A 16,989-nucleotide genomic window follows, 5' to 3' on the forward strand; every position below is an offset into this window, starting at 1 on the left:
AATAATTTTAAAAATAAATAAATTAGCTCGCAACAAACAGGTCGTTATGAAAATTTTATTGGTAATAAATCCTATAAGTGGTGATTCAGATAAAGGTCCTATCTTAAACTTATTAAGAGAAAACATTACAACCGGTTTTGAAATTTTTAAAACTACTGGAGAAGGTGATATAAAGAAAATTCAAAACCTTATTACTTCTAATGAATTTGAAAGAATTCTGGTAGCGGGAGGTGATGGTACAATTAAATTAGTTGCCGAAGCCTTGAAAAAGCAAGAATCATTACCTATCGGGATTTTACCCGCGGGTTCTGCTAATGGATTAGCAAATGATCTTGATCTTCCCTTAGAACCAGAAGAGTTTATTAAAATAGCATTAGGGGATCACAAAAAATCTATTGATGCAATTAAAATTAATGGTGAGCTCTGTTTACACATTAGTGACCTTGGGCTTAACGCGGAATTGATTCGAGAATATGAACAAGGAAGCTTTAGAGGTAAATTTGGTTATGCCATACAAACTATCCCTACACTTTTTAGTACCGAAGGGCCTTACGATTTTACTATAGAGGTAAATGGCGAAACCCTTAATAAAAAAGGAATTATGTTGGCTATTGCAAACTCTAAAAAATTTGGAACTGGCGCCATTGTAAATGCCGATGGAAAAATGGACGATGGCATATTTGAACTTCTCTTATTTAAAAAATTAGATGTTATTGAAGTTTTTAAGACATTAAATAAAGGAGCTAAACTTTCCCCAGAATTCCTAGAGGTTATTCCTACTAAAAAAGCTATTATTAAATCCAATAAGAAAATAGATTTTCAAATAGATGGCGAATACTGCAAAACTTTAAATGAAGTAGAGGCTATAATTGAGCCTCAAGCTTTAACGATTTTTGTGCGATAAATATTCACGTAAAATTCTTTATAATAATGTTAAGCTTTCTTAAAAAATATGGTAGAAAAAAATATCCTTTTAAATTAGCCTATTAATTTAAAATCACCAACCATGAAAAAAACAAGCTTAATATTATCGGCAATTGCCTTAGTTTTTGCTACTTCTTGTAAGAATGACACTAAAAAAGAAGAGCAAAAGATCGAAACTGAAATGACTTCAGAACCAGAAGAGGTAAAAGAAGTAAAGGAAATTACTTTAACTAAATTAACAGGTTCTCCAGAGTTTGCAGATGCTAGTTTAAAACTTAAATCTCCAACTGAAACCAATCAAGCAAAGAAAGATATTACTTTTGACTTCGAAGTTAAAAATTATGAACTTGGGGTTCAAACTGAACCAGAGCAACCTAATATGCTAGCTGCTTCAGCAAAAGGACAGCATATTCATTTTATATTAGATAATGAACCTTACTCAGCGCATTACGAACCTAAATTTTCTAAAACATTAGATCAAGGGGACCACGTAATGATTGCATTCTTATCTAGATCATATCACGAAGCCGTAAAAAATGAAAATTCATTTGTAGTAAAAAAATTCTCTGTAGGAGAACCTACTGAAGAGCAAATGATGGAAGTAGATTTTGAAGCTCCTCATATGTTTTACAGCAGACCAAAAGGAACTTATAAAGGAGAAGACACTAAAAAAGTGATGTTAGACTTTTTCTTAGTAAATACAGATATCGCAGCAGATGGTAATAAAGTAAGAGCTACCATTAACGGACAAGAATTTATGTTAGATGATTGGGTACCTTACGTAATGGAAGGTTTACCTATGGGAGAAAATACAGTTAAGATTGAACTATTAGATGCCGATGGAAATTTAATAGAAGGACCTTTCAATCAAACTACTAGAACTTTTATGTTAGAAGAATAATTATTCTTTAATTATAAAAATTCATTAAGGCTACAATACTCTTGTAGCCTTTTTCTTATAAAAAATATTCACTACATTTATAGCCAACCATAACAACATTTTATGCAACCAGATTCGCTTATAGCTGAATTACAAAACAAAAATCCCAAAGCTTTTGAGCGTATCTATGAGAGGTATTCTGAAAGCTTATTTGGTGTCATTTATAATATTGTAAGAGACCAACATCTAGCTGAAGAAATTTTACAAGATGTTTTTATAAAAATATGGAACAATGCCGAAGCCTATAATGATTCCAAAGGTAGATTCTTTACTTGGGCCTTAAATATTGCAAGAAATGCTTCTATAGATAAAACAAGATCTAAAGCATTTAAGAACAAAAAGAAAAACTTAACCGCTGATTTTTACGTAGATATATTAGAAGAAAAAAACAGTTTTGCTAATAGTGTCGACGCTATTGGTATTAAAAAATACATCAAGATTTTAAAACCCTATTGTAAACAAATTATAGAGCTTCTTTATTTTAAAGGTTATACTCAAGCAGAAACCGCCGAAGAGCTAGATACTCCTTTAGGAACTATAAAAACTCGCAGTAGAAACTGTATACAATCACTTAGAGATATATTAGTAAAGTAATGAATATACAAGAATACATATCATCAGGAATCTTAGAGCTTTACGTTTGTGGTGCTTTAACAGAAGAAGAATCTAAAGAAGTTAGTAAGGAGCTAAAGAAATATCCAGAAATAGAAAAGGAAGTTGAGCAAATTGAAAATTCGTTAAATCAATTATCAACAGCTGCTGCGCCTTATAATCCTAATCAACTTCTGGCTATTATAAAAAACAAGTTGCATCTAGTCGACAACTCTAAAACGATTCCAATTCGTAAAGAGAAAAAGAAAACCAACATCGTTTTATACATTGGTTGGGCAGCAAGTATCGCATTGCTTATTGGTTTATTTTCAGTATTACAAGATCGCAATCAATTAAGAGAAAACTTAAATGTGGTTAATGCTCAAAAAGCAAAAATGGAGCAACAAATTAATGATGCCCACGCTTCCGCGGAAAAGAAAGAAGAATTACTGGCTATATTTAGAGATAAAAATATTGTAACAGTTCCGCTTGACGGACAAGAAGTTGCTCCTGAAGCTTACGCTGCCGTACATTGGGATAAACAATCTAAAAAAGTTTATATAGATGCTAAAAATCTTCCTACACCTCCAGAAGGAAAAGAATATCAAGTTTGGTCATTAGCTTTAGATCCTCTAACCCCAACGAGTATTGGTTTGTTATCTAATTTTAGTGAAGATGAAAACAAAGTATTTATGTTAGAGAATATCAACTCTTCTCAAGCATTTGGTATTACGTTAGAACCTAAAGGAGGAAGTGAGAGTCCTACCATGGAACAATTATATACTTTAGGTATAGTAAAAAATAGTTAAAATCAGATTATTAATATATTCAAAAGGCCCTTCAATTTCTTGAAGGGCCTTTCTCAACTAACAAAAACACTAATCTAAAATTTCTTATAAATAAAACCTGTATATTTAATTTTACCATAACCTTTAATTACTTCTGTAACAAAAATAGATTCTACACGTCTTACCTATAGAAATCAGATTCAGTATGAGCGACGTCATTCAAATTAAAAACATTAAAAGAGATTTTCAATTAGGTCAAGAAACGGTGAAGGTTTTAAAGGGCATTGATCTCAACATCCGACAAGGAGATTATGTGGCCTTAATGGGACCTTCGGGATCAGGAAAGTCTACGTTGATGAATTTATTAGGTTGCTTAGACACCCCTACTTCTGGTTCTTATATCCTTAGCGGAAAGGATGTCTCCCAGTTAAGTGATGACGAACTGGCTGAAATTCGAAATAAAGAAATCGGTTTTGTTTTCCAAACCTTTAATCTTTTACCGAGAACTACGGCTTTAGACAATGTCGCTTTACCTATGATTTATGCTGGTAAATCTAAAAAGGACAGAGATGCCAGAGCTACAGAAGTTTTAAAAAATGTGGGCTTAGGAGACCGTATGGATCATAAACCCAATCAGCTTTCTGGAGGTCAGCGTCAAAGGGTGGCCGTAGGAAGAGCCTTAGTCAATAAACCTTCTATCATTTTAGCCGATGAACCTACAGGAAATTTAGATTCAAAAACTTCGGTGGAGATTATGAACTTATTTAATGAAATTCATGCTGCTGGAAACACAGTCATATTGGTAACTCACGAAGAAGAAATTGCTGAACACGCCCATAGAGTTATTAGACTGCGTGATGGAATGATTGAAAGTGATCAAAGAAACCGATAAATCATGAATTTTGACAATTTTTCTCCTCTTACTCAAATTCTCCTTGTTTTTGGAGGTCTCGCTTTACTTTTTCTTCTCGTATTAGCGAATAACAAACGTAATAAAGAAAAAAGATCTGGAAGTAATTCTAAAAACTTTAGGCAACGAATAAAAAATCGAAAAGAAGAACTAGATAAGAAGTAGCTATTTCATAACTTGATATCAACTTACAAGGTAGATTTAAACTACTTATCAACTAAAAGGCAATAGTAATCTATAGGCTTATTAACTTAAGACAAAAGACTACAAGTCTTGTACTAAATCCAAAATATGTAAACTTGTTTTGTGGTTACCATACTTTTTTTTAAAAACGAAATCTTTCAGTTTTTTTCCTTTTTCCATTTCAGTAAATGGTTTTTAAATACTGTTCTATTTAATTTCTTGTAAAGGCATTCCGTAAAAATAACTATGTTTGTTCTATTCACTGATAACGGAGTAATTTGAAGTACGGCATAGTTTTATGGTGCGTCTTTTGTGTGTCTTTTTCTTTATTTGCTCAAAAGAAAGACAGTCTATCTACTATAGGTAGTAGAGATTCTATTCAGCAACAAAAGAGCGCGGTTTTTTATAAAAAACTAGAAACGACTTCTAAACGCAGTCTGTTTTCTAAACTGCTGTATCAATTGATGCTAGAGCCGGTAAATCCTGCTGATGAAAAAAAAGCTAACCAACAAATTGAGCAACAACTCAAGCGTAATTTCCTTAAACATCAAGGAAAGATCATTAGAAAAATAAACATCACCACCTATGACCCCTTTGGTTATAGCGAAAAAGACACCACCGTAAAGCCCACTAAACGGTTGGATCGCCTTGGAAATTCTCTCCACGCAAAAACTAAAAATTTTACGGTACGCGGTTTAACTTTACTAAAAGAAAATACCCCGCTAGATTCGCTTTTGGTTTTAGAGTCAGAACGCTTATTGAGAAGAAGAAACTTTATAAGACGAGCGCTTATACAACCCCAGGAAATTACACCTTCTTCCGACTCCATAGATCTTTACATTTATGTGCTAGACAGTTGGAGTTTGGGAGTGGACGGAGATATTTCTGCAAATGATGGAGAAATTAGACTTCGAGAATATAATTTTTTCGGTACAGGCCATCAATATTCCACTGCTTATAAAAAAGACTTTGAAAACAGCGAAAATATAGGGTTTACCTTAGGCTATAAGGCACGAAACATTTACAATTCTTATATCAATGCAGAGGTTTCGAGAGATGTAGAAACCGATCAATCTTACCTCAACATCATTCGGTTAAACCGGACTTTTTATTCGCCCTATACGCGATGGGCTGGAGAAATAAGTCTACAGAAAAAGCGTAGTTATGAAGATTTTTATCAAGAAAGTGGTGATAGTATCAATAGAACTCCCATTAAAACCCAAGGTCATAATATTTGGGGAGGCTATGCTATTCCTCTAGCTAGCCGGACAGAAAAAGGTGATCTTCCCACAAATTTTATCCTAGCGGCAAGATATGCCCAAACCGAATTTTTAGAAAAACCCAGCAAAAATGTAGATTCTGTTGCTTTTTTCTCCAACCAAAACATAAAATTAGGCTCTGCCGGAATTCGTCAAGTTAATTATTTAAGAGATCGCTATATCTTTAGAAATGGAGATATTGAGGATATTGGCGTGGGTCACAGCTATTTTCTTCACGCGGGAGTGCAATCTCAAAACGGTGAAAACAATTTATATATAGGTACCGATTTAACCCTTACCAATTATTTTAGCGACTTTGGCTACCTTGCTGCTAACCTACAATATGGAAGTTACTTTAAAGGTGGTAAAGCCAGTCAATCGCTGGTAAAATTACAAAGTACTTACTTTACTCCTATATTTACTTTAGGAAATTGGTACTTACGTCAGTTTGTAAAAACCAATATGACGGTGGGAATTAACCGCAAAGAAATCATTAAAGACCGGTTAGATTTAAGCGGTTACAATGGTATTTATGGTTTTGATACTCAGCGCATACGCGGAACTCGAAAATTTGTTTTTAATTTTCAAACCCAGTCTTATGTCCCTTTTAGTTGGCTAGGTTTCCGTATGAGTCCGTTTATAGCTTTTGATGTAGGATTTATTGGAGAAGAACCCGATCCCTTCTTTAAAAATGATTCCTATACCCGGGTGGGATTTGGCTTCTTGATAAGCAATGATTATTTTGTATTTGAAAATATAAAATTATCCTTTTCATTTTTCCCCAATATTCCTGGTGAAGGACAAAATATAATGCGTTTTAATGGGAATTATGACAATCTTTTTAGGTTAGATGAATACGATTATCGAGAACCCCACATTTTAGAATTCCGCTAAAAAGCGATAAAAAGCAACTTTATATAATTTCGTTAGCTTTATAAAATCAGTAATATAACTGCTAAAAAAAGAATCCCCTCGGTAGAGGGGATAAACTTTATTATTTCTTAGCTTCTGCAATAGAAACTTTACGGAATTCTTTTAACAATTTTTCAAGTGCTAAAGATGATTTTCTAGCTCTAGTACCAGCTGCTTTATTTCCGCTTTCTAATTGTTGATTAGCATCGTTTTCAAACGCTTCGTAAGTACTTTGGATGTTTTCAATAAGTTCTTTCATAAAATCTCTGTTATAAATTTAAATTAAAAGGCTAAAATAAAATTATTTCTATAAATAACTACCTTAATCTTGGTATACCTGCATGATCTCCTTCCTTAGTGTATAATTTAAGTGCGTGTTGAAGTTATTACTTAACCTATAAAATATACAGTGAAAAGGGAAACCCAAAAAACTTTACCTGCCTAATATTTATTTTTAGAAAGCCTCTTCGACAAGCTTACACTATAATTACATAAAAAACAGCAACTTACCCCTTCTTTTAAAAACATTATAAAGTATTTTTTTAGTATCTTACTACCAGATTATCAAAGTTAAAGCCTTTTTTGCTTGAGAATTGAATGGATTTAAAGTTAGGTTTCAGATAAATAGAATACACACTCAAACCACATCGAGTCCACACTCAATACACACTTTTACACAAAAATTGTGCTTACATAATGTAAACAATGAGGTTTTATTCTTAGATATAAATATTTGATTGTTAAATTTAATAAGATATAAATAATGGCTCAATTAGATAAACATAACCGAATCGTGGGCGGATTGGGAAATTTGGTTTTTAGACAAGTCAACGGAAAAACCATTCTACAAGCGAAACCAGGGAAAAACGGAGTAAAGCAAACCAAGCAGACAAAATTATCGGCTTCAGATTTCGGCACCGCTTCTCGGACTACTAAATCTCTAAGTGTAAGTTTACGCAGGCTATTCCTTACCTATTATGACCATCAAATGTTCAATCGCTTTCGGAAAACTGTTTATCAAGCTATGCTAAGCAATACCGAAATTTCTAAAGGAAAAAAAGATTTATGCAAAGGGGATTTCGCTTTATTGGACGGATTTGAATTTAACCTATCGAGTTTATTTACGGAGTATTGCAGACTTATGGTTAATTGTACGCTTACTCCTTCTCAAGAAATTTTGATTGAAACTGGAGACTTGAATCCCAAAACTCAAATTCACTGGCTTTCTCCCGATCATCGTGCTGAGATATGTTATTTGGTGAGTACTTATGAACAAAACACCTATAAGCCTTTACACGAAGAAGTATTTAAAATTAACGTCACTTTCTTTGATGATCCATTAATATCGCAAACTTTTACTACTCTTCCACTTACATCGCCTTGCCTAGTTATCGTTTCCTCTTGTATTCATTACTATAAAGAAGATGTTCTCATGGGTAGTATTTCTCTCAATGATAAAAAATTACATCCAGCTAAAATTGAAAAAGTATTTCGGGTGGAATAAATTATTTAAATCGAAGAAGTTTTAGATAAAGTTTTGGAGTCAAAAGATTGAAAGAGTTTTATTCTTTACGTAAAATCTTTTCCATCTTTCGGCCTCGAGCCAATTCGTCTACTAATTTATCTAAAAAACGTACTTGCTGCGTTAAGGGCTCTTCAATTTCTTCTATCCGATAACCACAAATCACTCCTTTGATAAGAGGAGCGTTTTTATTCAACTGAGTCAGCTTTCTATTTCTATATTGTAATAATTGGAGATTAAAAAATTTCAGCTAGATTAAAAATATAGTCAAATCAGTATCTCTTGGTGGAATCGCAAAAAAAACCTCGGTATAGCTTACCGAGGTATTTTTATACAGTATAGTACTTTTTTAATTTTTTACTTTTCGAATACCCAAGCAAGCAGCTGCCGCTACCCCTATGTAAACAAATATATCGATGGGTGCTGCGGGTACATCTTCTACATTGGTGTCAGGGAAACCAAAAGCATCATCTATCCCTTGAGCACTTATATATGAAGTACTTAGTATAATAAGACTTAAAATGAATAACTGTCTATATTTTTTTTTCATTACTATGAATTTATTTTTTTATTAATTTAGTTTGATAAGTTTCTCCAGACGACTTCCTTATTTTTATTATATATACCCCACTTGCTAAATGGTCCACATTTAAAACGAAATGGTTTTGTGTACCGATTCTAGTGTTGACTACCTCTTTTCCTAATACATTCCACACTTCTAACCTTGAGTTGGTATAAGAATCATTGGGTAACTGGACCATCACTTGAGATTGTACAGGATTAGGATAAATCATAGGTGAGTTATTATCTAATCGAGCAGAATCCAAATTAGCTGAAGATATTTTCAAAGAAAAACGATAGTCTGAAGATGAGTTGGTATCATTAGAATTAATTTGAAAAACATAATCCTGATTTAATAAAGTCTCGGTATTTAAATAATGATCCACTATAAATATATCTTGATCTGTCAAGCCTTCAGTTGTTAAAGAGAAACTATAGGTAGAGGCTCTCCAATTATTGGTGAAAATCGGAATCAATTCCGTCTGTTCAGGCAGGGTTCTTTCCTCTATACTTAGTAATTGATTGTTAGAAAGTAATGCCAAGTTCTCATCTAAATTACCCATTTTAGCAGCATCATATAGATCTATATTGTTATTGGCCCCCTCAGAAAACCGAATCCCAATCCCGTCAATCACTTCACTTTGATTATTTAATAATTGCAATTTCAAATGATTAGCTATAGAGCTGTTAGATGAATTTCTTGGAACTGTAGTGATGGTTTTTACATTTTCTAGGATAGAAATACTAGGTGTAGTAGATAAAGCTTCTAAGAAAAATGCCTGTCCTGGTTCTATAATTTGATTCATAGATGAGCTTTGAACATTGCTTCCGTCACTTAAATCTATGGTAACAAATCCCCCTCTAGAATTAATCATAGGATCCCACGCATAGTAAAAATTAGTACTGTAATTTGTACTATTAGCTTGGGTTAATGTTGAAATATCTATCCTCGACTGGAAAGGATTTCCTATAAAGCTAAAATGCTTCCCTCCTGTTGTTGCTGTAATTGGATTATAAGTAGTCGCGCCATAAAACAAACTCCCTTCTGTGATTAGGGTAGTACTGCTTGAAGATGTATTATTGGTTAAATCTACATTTCTATCCCCACGTATCATTAAGCGATATGGTTCTCCAGCCGTAAGGGTGTTCATATTGGTGTTGCTGATAGCTTGCCAGCCATTATTAAAATAAAACATAGAAGCATTTCCAGTAAGGGTTGCATCAAAACCATTAGCTCCACTAGTAGACCCTGTAATGTGGGTACCTATTCCTGAAGTATTTAAACCTTCATTTTGCCAATTATCATAAATAGTAGAGGTGGTGTTTAAGGAACTTGTCACCATCCTAAAGGCTCTTTTGTTCGGGTAATATTTTTCCGATACCACACTTCCTATTCCTGTAATATTTCCTGAAAATTCACCAAAATAGCTATCTCCTAACTGATTACTTTTAAAGGTGATTATTCCGTTATTAACGAGATCTTGAGTAAGGCTTAAAGAAGCTTGTGCATCTACCTCCAGTCTTGAAGTCGAAGTTTCTAGAGTTAAATTGGTAATGATGATATCCTCAGATATAATAGGCTTTAAACTGTTAGAAGCACCTAAAGATGGAATAATAACATTCGAGGAAGTAGGTGTCGTATTTTCGCTCCAGTTCGCTGGATTTTCAAAATCGTTATTCAAATTTTCAGCTAACCAGATATAAGAAGGGGTTTCGTTTTCGAACCTTAAGAAAGGAAGACCATCATTCACGTTTGTATTTATCGCCCAAGCTGCATCTGCAAGTAAAAAATCCCAGTCAGTTTCTAAATACGTAGTCGCTAATTTTAGCTCTTCTGCTGTTTTGCCAGTCCCCCCCTGAGAAGTGGTAGTATTTGCAGTATTACTATTCCAAAAACTATTGATAACATTTGAGTAAGTGTTATTTTCATTTACCCCGATAAAGGCATTTCCGTTGGTGACATTAGCAGTAGTATAAGAGTTAGTAATTTGATTACTTGAAAGAATATCTCCTGCAAAACCTCCTAATTGCGTGGAACCTGTCTGACTTACATTTCCTTTTGCATACGCATTTTCAATAGTAGCTTGGCCTCTCATTCTTCCCACAAATGCTCCTACCCCTGCATTCCAAGCATTTTCAGCTGCAGATACATTACCCAAGGCCACACAGTTTTTGAGTGTTGCTGTACCTTCTACTTGACCTACGAAACCTCCTACTCTTCCTTGGTAGCTATTGGTTGCATCTATATTTACATTGGCATAACAGTTGGTATATGAACCAGCCTCATTGATATGGCCTATAAAACCTCCTATACTTCTATTTTCTCCTGTAACGGTTCCATAGGTATGGCAATTAGAAATTATTACATTTACAACGCTTCCTGTAGAACCTGCTAAACCTCCTGCGTTCGACCACTTATTACCACCGCTAGTTGCTCTTGGAAGTTTTGAAGTTACATTTACAGTCGTTTTACAATTTGTAACGTGGGTACTTCCCCTTAATTGTCCTACCAACCCTCCTACTTGTCGGTAGCCTTCAACATCACCAGAAGTAGTACAATTGTTTATAGTGGTATTCATATCGGTAATACCTGCTAAAATTCCTACATAGTCTCCTTCTTCACCATTCGTCGTATGGCTCATTTTAAAATCAGCATTTATAAGGTGGACATCTGTCACCAACGCATTTCCTGTTAAGACCCCAAAGAATCCTGTAAAATCTACATCCTGACGATCAAAGGATAAATTAGAGATACTATACGATACTCCATCATAACTCCCTGAAAAGCCTATTGCTGAATTACCAATAGGTGTCCATCCGCGCCCAGCATCCCAACTACTACTAGAAGAAGCGTTAATATTTGCTGTTTGTTGAAATTGCTTATCCCAGCTAGAAGAATTCTGAGATATCCAATAAAGTTCTGAAAGGTTAGAAATTAAATAAGGTGAGCTAGTGCTTCCATTTCCTGTAGGCTGAATAGCTGTTTGTGCTACCGCAAAATAGGGAATACTCATACACAACCAACATAAAATAGTTAAATAGGTAAAATGTGCTTTCATAAGATTAATTAGTTTTTAGCAAACCTATTTAACCTCGTCATGTTTAGCAAAAATCGAGCATAGACAAACTATAGACATCTACAGGTAACCCTTAAAATGAACAAGTTAGAAGCCTATTACTTTTATATTATATGATGATAAAATAGAGTGATACGATACAGTATAGAAAAGAAGTCTTTATTAGATTCTAAAAAAAAAGAAAAAAATCAATAGATTAAAAAAGCGTTATTATATCATTTTTTTTAACCGCTATAATGGTGAATAATAGTCTTACCCCCAAGTATCGAAAAAAATTTTACTTGTTGATAAATTGAGTTAAAATGAAGTAAAATGAAAAATTTTATAAGTAATAAACAAGTTGTACTTATTAAAAAATTAATCAAAACTGAAAAGCAAGAAGGGATATATAGTTACTATAAATCCTCAATAAAACGAGTAAAGTCCGTTTCTTTTTCTAAGTTAAATTTCTTTTTAAGTCGATACTTTCTAGAAATCACACTTTCATGGGTTACTCCTAAGACTTTTGCTATTTCTTTATTTGACAAGCGCATTTTAATCAAAGCACAAAAATCGATTTGAGTACTTGTAATGCGAGGTACACGAGTCTTAAGTTGACTAATAAAATGGGGGTTAATACTTAAAAACTTTTCTTTAATCACATCCCAATATTCATCTCCTCGGGTGATTTCCTTAAGTTGTTGTTGTATTTTTTGTTGGGTTGTATCATCCAACTTATCTAATATAGCGCTATACTTTTGTTGAATTTTAGATTGTTCAGCGGTTAAGGCTAGCATTTCTGCCTTTTGCTTTTCAATTTTTTTCCTTTTCAACTGGTTTATTTCTTTTTCTTGCTGGAGCTTTTCTGCGAGCAGCTGTTGTTCTCGTTTAAAAGCTTTAATTTTTTCAACTTTTAGTTGATGGTTTTTTATACTTCTTTTATAGCCTAAAAAACTTAATATAATTAACGAACTCAAACCTCCAAAAGTCAACCAAAATTTTACATTGGTACTCATGAGTTGTTGCTCTAATTGCATATTTTTATTTTTGTGAGCTTTATTCTCATATTCTAATTCTAGTTGTTTTTCCACTAAACCATCATTCATACGTTGCAAGGAATCTTGCAGTTCGATGGTTCTTAGCAATAACTCATCATAGGATTTTTTATCATTTTCTTTTAAATACTCCTTCGCTTTTTTATAAAATTCAAGCTGGGCAAGGATCCCAAACTGAGAATCTTCTTTTGTATTCTCATAAGCCAACACATTCAACACCAATTGTTCTGCTTTTTCATGTTGCCCTAAATTTTCTAGAAGGCCAAGATAATTATAGGCTATCGTATACAAACGCTCATTATTAATTTCTAAAGATTTTTCGAAAACTTTTTGGTAGATTGCAACGGCCTCTACAAAATTTTCGTTTTTCTCTAATATTAAAGCTTTTAATTCTTTAGAATAACTTATGATATTAGGATCTCCGTATTCTTGGATTTTAGGTCTCGTTACTCCAATTAAACTATCTGCTCGACTTAATTGCTGAGCACCTATATAAGAGTTGCTTAAATTAAGGGCAGTCAAATAATAGGTATCCATTAAACCGACCGATTGAAACTTAGGTAATAGGTCTTCATACATTTCAATAGCTATTTTGTAATTCTCTACGTTCATGTACAAATTTGCCAGGTTATGGTATTCCATATAAATGGCATCATTGGTCAAATTATTTTTTTCAATAATTTCTATAGCCATCTTTTGATATTCGATGGCTAAAGGATAATTTTGAAGCCGTGCGTAACACGCCGATTTTAAACCATAGAGTAACTGAAGTGCCTTCTGATTATTTTGATGTTTAGCGATTTCAATTCCCTTAGCAATCCAATAAAATGCTCTTTTATAATCTCCCTTCTTCTTTAAAACTACCCCTAGATTATTAATCATTCGGGGATAAATGAGCTTAGTAGTATCTAATAAACTTATGTTTTTTTCAAAATAATATACGGCCGAGTCTTGTTTTCCAACGGTAGTAAAGTAGCTTCCTTTAATATTATAATTATTAGCCTTTAAGCTATCTGGCCAAGAAAGGTTAGTGTTTTTGATGAGACTATCTACCGTTATTTTAGCTTGACGAGGATGAGCAAATACTTTTTTAAAAGTGTTTAATTGAATATTAAATACATGGTCTGCTTCACTTTTGCTAAGATGTTGACAAAAAAGTAACTGTTGAGCTAAAAAAAAAAGTACTGGGAGTAAAGATTTCATAACTTTAAAAAAAAATGCAAAAATACATTTTTATTCCATTTTAAGAAAAATTAAAAACAAAAGCCCTTCCTTCTTTCCTATCAAAAAAATAAAAGAACTCATAGGTCTCCGCTATGTTAGGATTATTTAAAGTATGGCAAATATTCGCGAAGCTTCCTCTTCTTTTACTCATTCACTTTGCTATTGCTTAAGTATTCGTGAATCTCTAAAATTGATTTGTCTTGGTACAAAACGAAACAAACCCGCCCGACCGGTACGGGCAGGAATCAAGACTGACTAAAAATCTATAAAAAAATACTACGGAATCCCCAGCCACAAATGAAAAGAACTCACCCTCCTTATCAGTTGCTCTCAAACAGCTTTTTATTTTCTAGTCCTCGCTGCTTCCTTGATTTTCAATATATTTCTAGATAGGTCGTTCCTTTAGATGATGAAAAGCACTCGGCCTATCGAAATGACAGACATAAAATAATCTGTCATATTGAGCGTAGCGCAGTGAAGTCGAAATACCTTTTCATTAAAAACTCTAACTCCTATTTAAACAGATTTCTCAGTCCTTCGTCCATCGAAATGACAAAAAGAACCTGTCATCTAGAACAAAACGCAGTGAAGTGAAAGATCTTTTCTTCAATTAATGAATAAGATACATAGAAATAAGTTTTTACTTATTCACTTTACTATTGCTTAAGTATTTGTGAGTTTCCAAAAGTCGATTTGTTTTAATTACATAAAAGACAAAAATCGAGAAGGCTTTATTAGTTTCTTTAAATGCATATTTACACTCTTGAATCCTCTTTCCATATTATAAGAACGCTTATGACCGTTTAATTCAATTGCAATTTTTTAAAATAGGATGATTGCTGATTTCCATGATTTTTTCAAAAGGGATAAATACCCAATATTGGGGATGGTTTAAGAAGGTAAAAAGTGCTTACTTTATTATAGATAATCTACTAATAATCAAAACACTGGAGTCATGAAAAAATTTGCTTTAGTTCTCAGCGTTTTAAGTTTAAGCTTTTTTAAGATACAAGCACAGCGTCAGCTTATCCTTGAAGAACCGGAACAGCTGGTTAGTGCTGCGGCTTATAACAAAATGATCTCTCAAAATTTTAGTTATTTGCTATTGAGTGAAAACAGTCCGCAACAAGGAATTAGTGCTACCCTTAACGACAAAGGCAGCAATCTCAAAATTAACGGACTCTTATACAATGGAGCTTCAGGAGTATTGACTATGGAAGCAGATCTGACAAGTACAAATGGGGTCTATTTTTTTGATGAGGAAGAAGGCGGGCAACAAGCGAAAATATCTTTCAATTACTACCGTTCTTTGTTGTTCTTATCTGGTTATACTAAACCTGATTATTTAAAGAACACCACCCATCGACTGGCAATCCTTGAAGCTATTCTTGAAGCTAAAAACAAACATGACAAGTATTACGAATTACTTACAGACCCTAAAATAACAAGTACCAATTTTAGTGGACTGGAAAGAGACATTGACACCTCACACATTCAAATATATGAGAAACTAAAAGCAATAACAGCCCTCTACATTAACGATCAGGAAGCTAAAGGCTTTGATGCATTACCCTCACGTGAAGTTGATACTAAAGAGCTAAAACTTACAAAAACTGAAACTATCTCCTTAGAAGAAGTAGCAAAAACCCACACCATAACTTCAACTCAATTTAACATCGGTAAGTTACTTTCAGTCTATAAAGCAAATGAAACCTACATCCTAAATAAACTTGAAGAGGAACTTATAGATTTGGAGTTAAAAGCAGCTGAATCCCAGTGGAATTCCAAACACAATACATTTTTTGGGGTAACCCCTTTCTATAAAAGAGAAAGCTTTAGGAGCTTTAGCCTTGATCCCAGTCAATCTTTCTCTAACATGTTCTCTGATACCAAAGGAGACTTATACGGGATCACCTTCTCCCTCAATTACAATTACGAACGTAAAAAGAAATATGGATTTAAATTCTTTCCGCATCGCTTTTTTATAAAAGCATCTACTTCAGCAGGCAGGGCTTCAAACATCTCCAGTTTTTCAAACAGTACTTTAAATTTTACCCAATCCTTGGGAACCGACGTTAACGGAAACCCTATCATTTTCACAAAAGATGACGCTGCCTTTATAGGAGACGCTAGTTACGAGTATGGGACGTCTAATAGCGTTAAATTAGAAACCTATTACTATCCGTTCAATATTCCGGTAGGTTTGTTTGGTATCATAAGTTATGAGTACATCAATTTTAGTAGACAAAAAAATGTAAAAGATAAAGAGCTTTCTCCTATGCGTTTAGGGGTTTTGTTCAACTTAAAAAATAAAGAAAAAGATAAACCATTAGTTACTATTCAGACATTTTTAGATCGCACTGACCTCAGCCTTAGTCCAAATGGTAGAGATAATGACTTGCGTTTTGGTTTAGGCGTAGGATTGCCTATCAATCTTAAATAAATCTGATAAACAGGATTCAAGTCTTCTTTGCTTGATTCTTAGAAATGCATCAGGCATTTATCACAACGGCAGCTTATTATTCTAGAGGTTTAGTCTTATGAGTTGTTATGTTTTTAAAAAATGAATCCTCAAAACTAAACTCCCTACACCACTAGCAGCTATCAACCACCTCCTTCCCTATTCTTCAAGTTTTAATAGTGCTTTATAAGGATTTCCTGTTAACCCTATTAGTTGAGCAAATGCGGGTTCGGTTTTATGCCGCTATGCTTAAGCTCCATAATTTTATTTCGAAACTCAACACCCCTTTCGTTTAAAATCTCTTTTTCAATCAGCATATGACGATACGCATTTTGCTTTTCGGTTGGAATATTTTGCCCAAAAATCTCAAACAAAAAATTATCAGTTTTGAATTCGTAACAAATTGTCTATAACCCATACTTGTTTTTTTTTCGTCCTTTTTTTGATATACAGATATGGGGTGTTAATACCCTGATAAATAAAGGGTTTTTTAAAATTACCCACAACGGTTTAGTAATCGAGTAGGCAAAGGGAATTTCACCCTAAGCCTCTCACAGAACCGTGCTTGAAAGTCTCCCCTCACACGGCTCTTGTTGTACAAAT

The 16,989-nt window shown here is 33.6% G+C and carries 14 protein-coding genes and 1 pseudogene; 9 read left to right on the top strand and 6 right to left on the bottom strand.

All coding sequences use genetic code 11. The features are described 5' to 3' along the window. Nucleotides 1-46 precede the first annotated feature (46 nt). The 7 genes from FT986_RS00470 (at nucleotide 47) to FT986_RS00500 (ending at nucleotide 6,489) form a co-directional block, all read left to right on the top strand. Nucleotides 47-904 carry a diacylglycerol kinase family protein gene (locus FT986_RS00470; RefSeq protein ID WP_147863329.1) on the top strand — a complete coding sequence of 286 codons (858 nt, stop codon included), beginning with the start codon at nucleotides 47-49 and terminating at the stop codon, nucleotides 902-904. A gap of 102 nt (nucleotides 905-1,006) precedes the next feature. After that, nucleotides 1,007-1,825, top strand: coding sequence for a hypothetical protein (locus tag FT986_RS00475; protein ID WP_147863330.1), 819 nt, complete (start codon nucleotides 1,007-1,009; stop codon nucleotides 1,823-1,825). Nucleotides 1,826-1,927: 102 nt separating this feature from the next. Continuing rightward, entirely contained in the window at nucleotides 1,928-2,458 is a 531-nt protein-coding gene (locus tag FT986_RS00480; RefSeq protein WP_111542058.1) for an RNA polymerase sigma factor, read from the top strand. Further along, a complete protein-coding gene (locus tag FT986_RS00485) occupies nucleotides 2,458-3,264 on the top strand; it encodes an anti-sigma factor domain-containing protein (RefSeq protein ID WP_147863331.1) in 807 nt (268 codons plus the stop codon). Before FT986_RS00480 ends, FT986_RS00485 begins: the two co-directional genes overlap by 1 nt. Nucleotides 3,265-3,448: 184 nt before the next feature. Continuing rightward, nucleotides 3,449-4,135 carry an ABC transporter ATP-binding protein gene (locus tag FT986_RS00490; protein ID WP_147863332.1) on the top strand — a complete coding sequence of 229 codons (687 nt, stop codon included), beginning with the start codon at nucleotides 3,449-3,451 and terminating at the stop codon, nucleotides 4,133-4,135. 3 nt (nucleotides 4,136-4,138) lie between these two features. Continuing rightward, nucleotides 4,139-4,318: a hypothetical protein gene (locus FT986_RS00495; protein ID WP_147863333.1), complete on the top strand. Its 180-nt coding sequence runs from the start codon at nucleotides 4,139-4,141 to the stop codon at nucleotides 4,316-4,318. 296 nt (nucleotides 4,319-4,614) lie between these two features. Further along, nucleotides 4,615-6,489 carry a hypothetical protein gene (locus FT986_RS00500; protein WP_147863334.1) on the top strand — a complete coding sequence of 625 codons (1,875 nt, stop codon included), beginning with the start codon at nucleotides 4,615-4,617 and terminating at the stop codon, nucleotides 6,487-6,489. A 100-nt stretch (nucleotides 6,490-6,589) separates the two neighbouring features. On the opposite strand, the gene FT986_RS00505 is transcribed toward FT986_RS00500, so the two are convergent. Continuing rightward, nucleotides 6,590-6,766 carry a histone H1 gene (locus FT986_RS00505; RefSeq protein ID WP_111541471.1) on the bottom strand — a complete coding sequence of 59 codons (177 nt, stop codon included), beginning with the start codon at nucleotides 6,764-6,766 and terminating at the stop codon, nucleotides 6,590-6,592. 504 nt (nucleotides 6,767-7,270) lie between these two features. On the opposite strand from FT986_RS00505, the gene FT986_RS00510 reads away from it, so the two are divergent. Next, nucleotides 7,271-8,011: a hypothetical protein gene (locus tag FT986_RS00510; RefSeq protein ID WP_147863335.1), complete on the top strand. Its 741-nt coding sequence runs from the start codon at nucleotides 7,271-7,273 to the stop codon at nucleotides 8,009-8,011. A 58-nt stretch (nucleotides 8,012-8,069) separates the two neighbouring features. Here FT986_RS00510 and FT986_RS00515 read toward each other — a convergent pair. From FT986_RS00515 to FT986_RS00530, 4 genes and pseudogenes are all read right to left on the bottom strand, one after another. Then, nucleotides 8,070-8,225: pseudogene (locus tag FT986_RS00515) on the bottom strand (DUF2200 family protein); the annotation flags it as partial. Between the two features lie 153 nt (nucleotides 8,226-8,378). After that, complete coding sequence (locus FT986_RS00520) at nucleotides 8,379-8,579, bottom strand: hypothetical protein (protein WP_147863337.1); 201 nt, start codon at nucleotides 8,577-8,579, stop codon at nucleotides 8,379-8,381. A gap of 10 nt (nucleotides 8,580-8,589) precedes the next feature. Continuing rightward, entirely contained in the window at nucleotides 8,590-11,649 is a 3,060-nt protein-coding gene (locus tag FT986_RS00525; RefSeq protein WP_147863338.1) for a T9SS type A sorting domain-containing protein, read from the bottom strand. 413 nt (nucleotides 11,650-12,062) lie between these two features. After that, complete coding sequence (locus tag FT986_RS00530; protein WP_147863339.1) at nucleotides 12,063-13,904, bottom strand: tetratricopeptide repeat protein; 1,842 nt, start codon at nucleotides 13,902-13,904, stop codon at nucleotides 12,063-12,065. 976 nt (nucleotides 13,905-14,880) lie between these two features. On the opposite strand from FT986_RS00530, the gene FT986_RS00535 reads away from it, so the two are divergent. After that, entirely contained in the window at nucleotides 14,881-16,368 is a 1,488-nt protein-coding gene (locus FT986_RS00535) for a hypothetical protein (RefSeq protein ID WP_147863340.1), read from the top strand. Between the two features lie 227 nt (nucleotides 16,369-16,595). Here FT986_RS00535 and FT986_RS00540 read toward each other — a convergent pair whose 3' ends face one another. After that, nucleotides 16,596-16,760 (bottom strand): DUF4269 domain-containing protein, encoded by a 165-nt coding sequence (locus tag FT986_RS00540; RefSeq protein ID WP_370451097.1) that lies wholly within the window; start codon nucleotides 16,758-16,760, stop codon nucleotides 16,596-16,598. Nucleotides 16,761-16,989: the final 229 nt, after the last annotated feature.

Source organism: Mesonia sp. K4-1, from assembly GCF_008017825.1.
Classification (GTDB): Bacteria; Bacteroidota; Bacteroidia; order Flavobacteriales; family Flavobacteriaceae; genus Mesonia.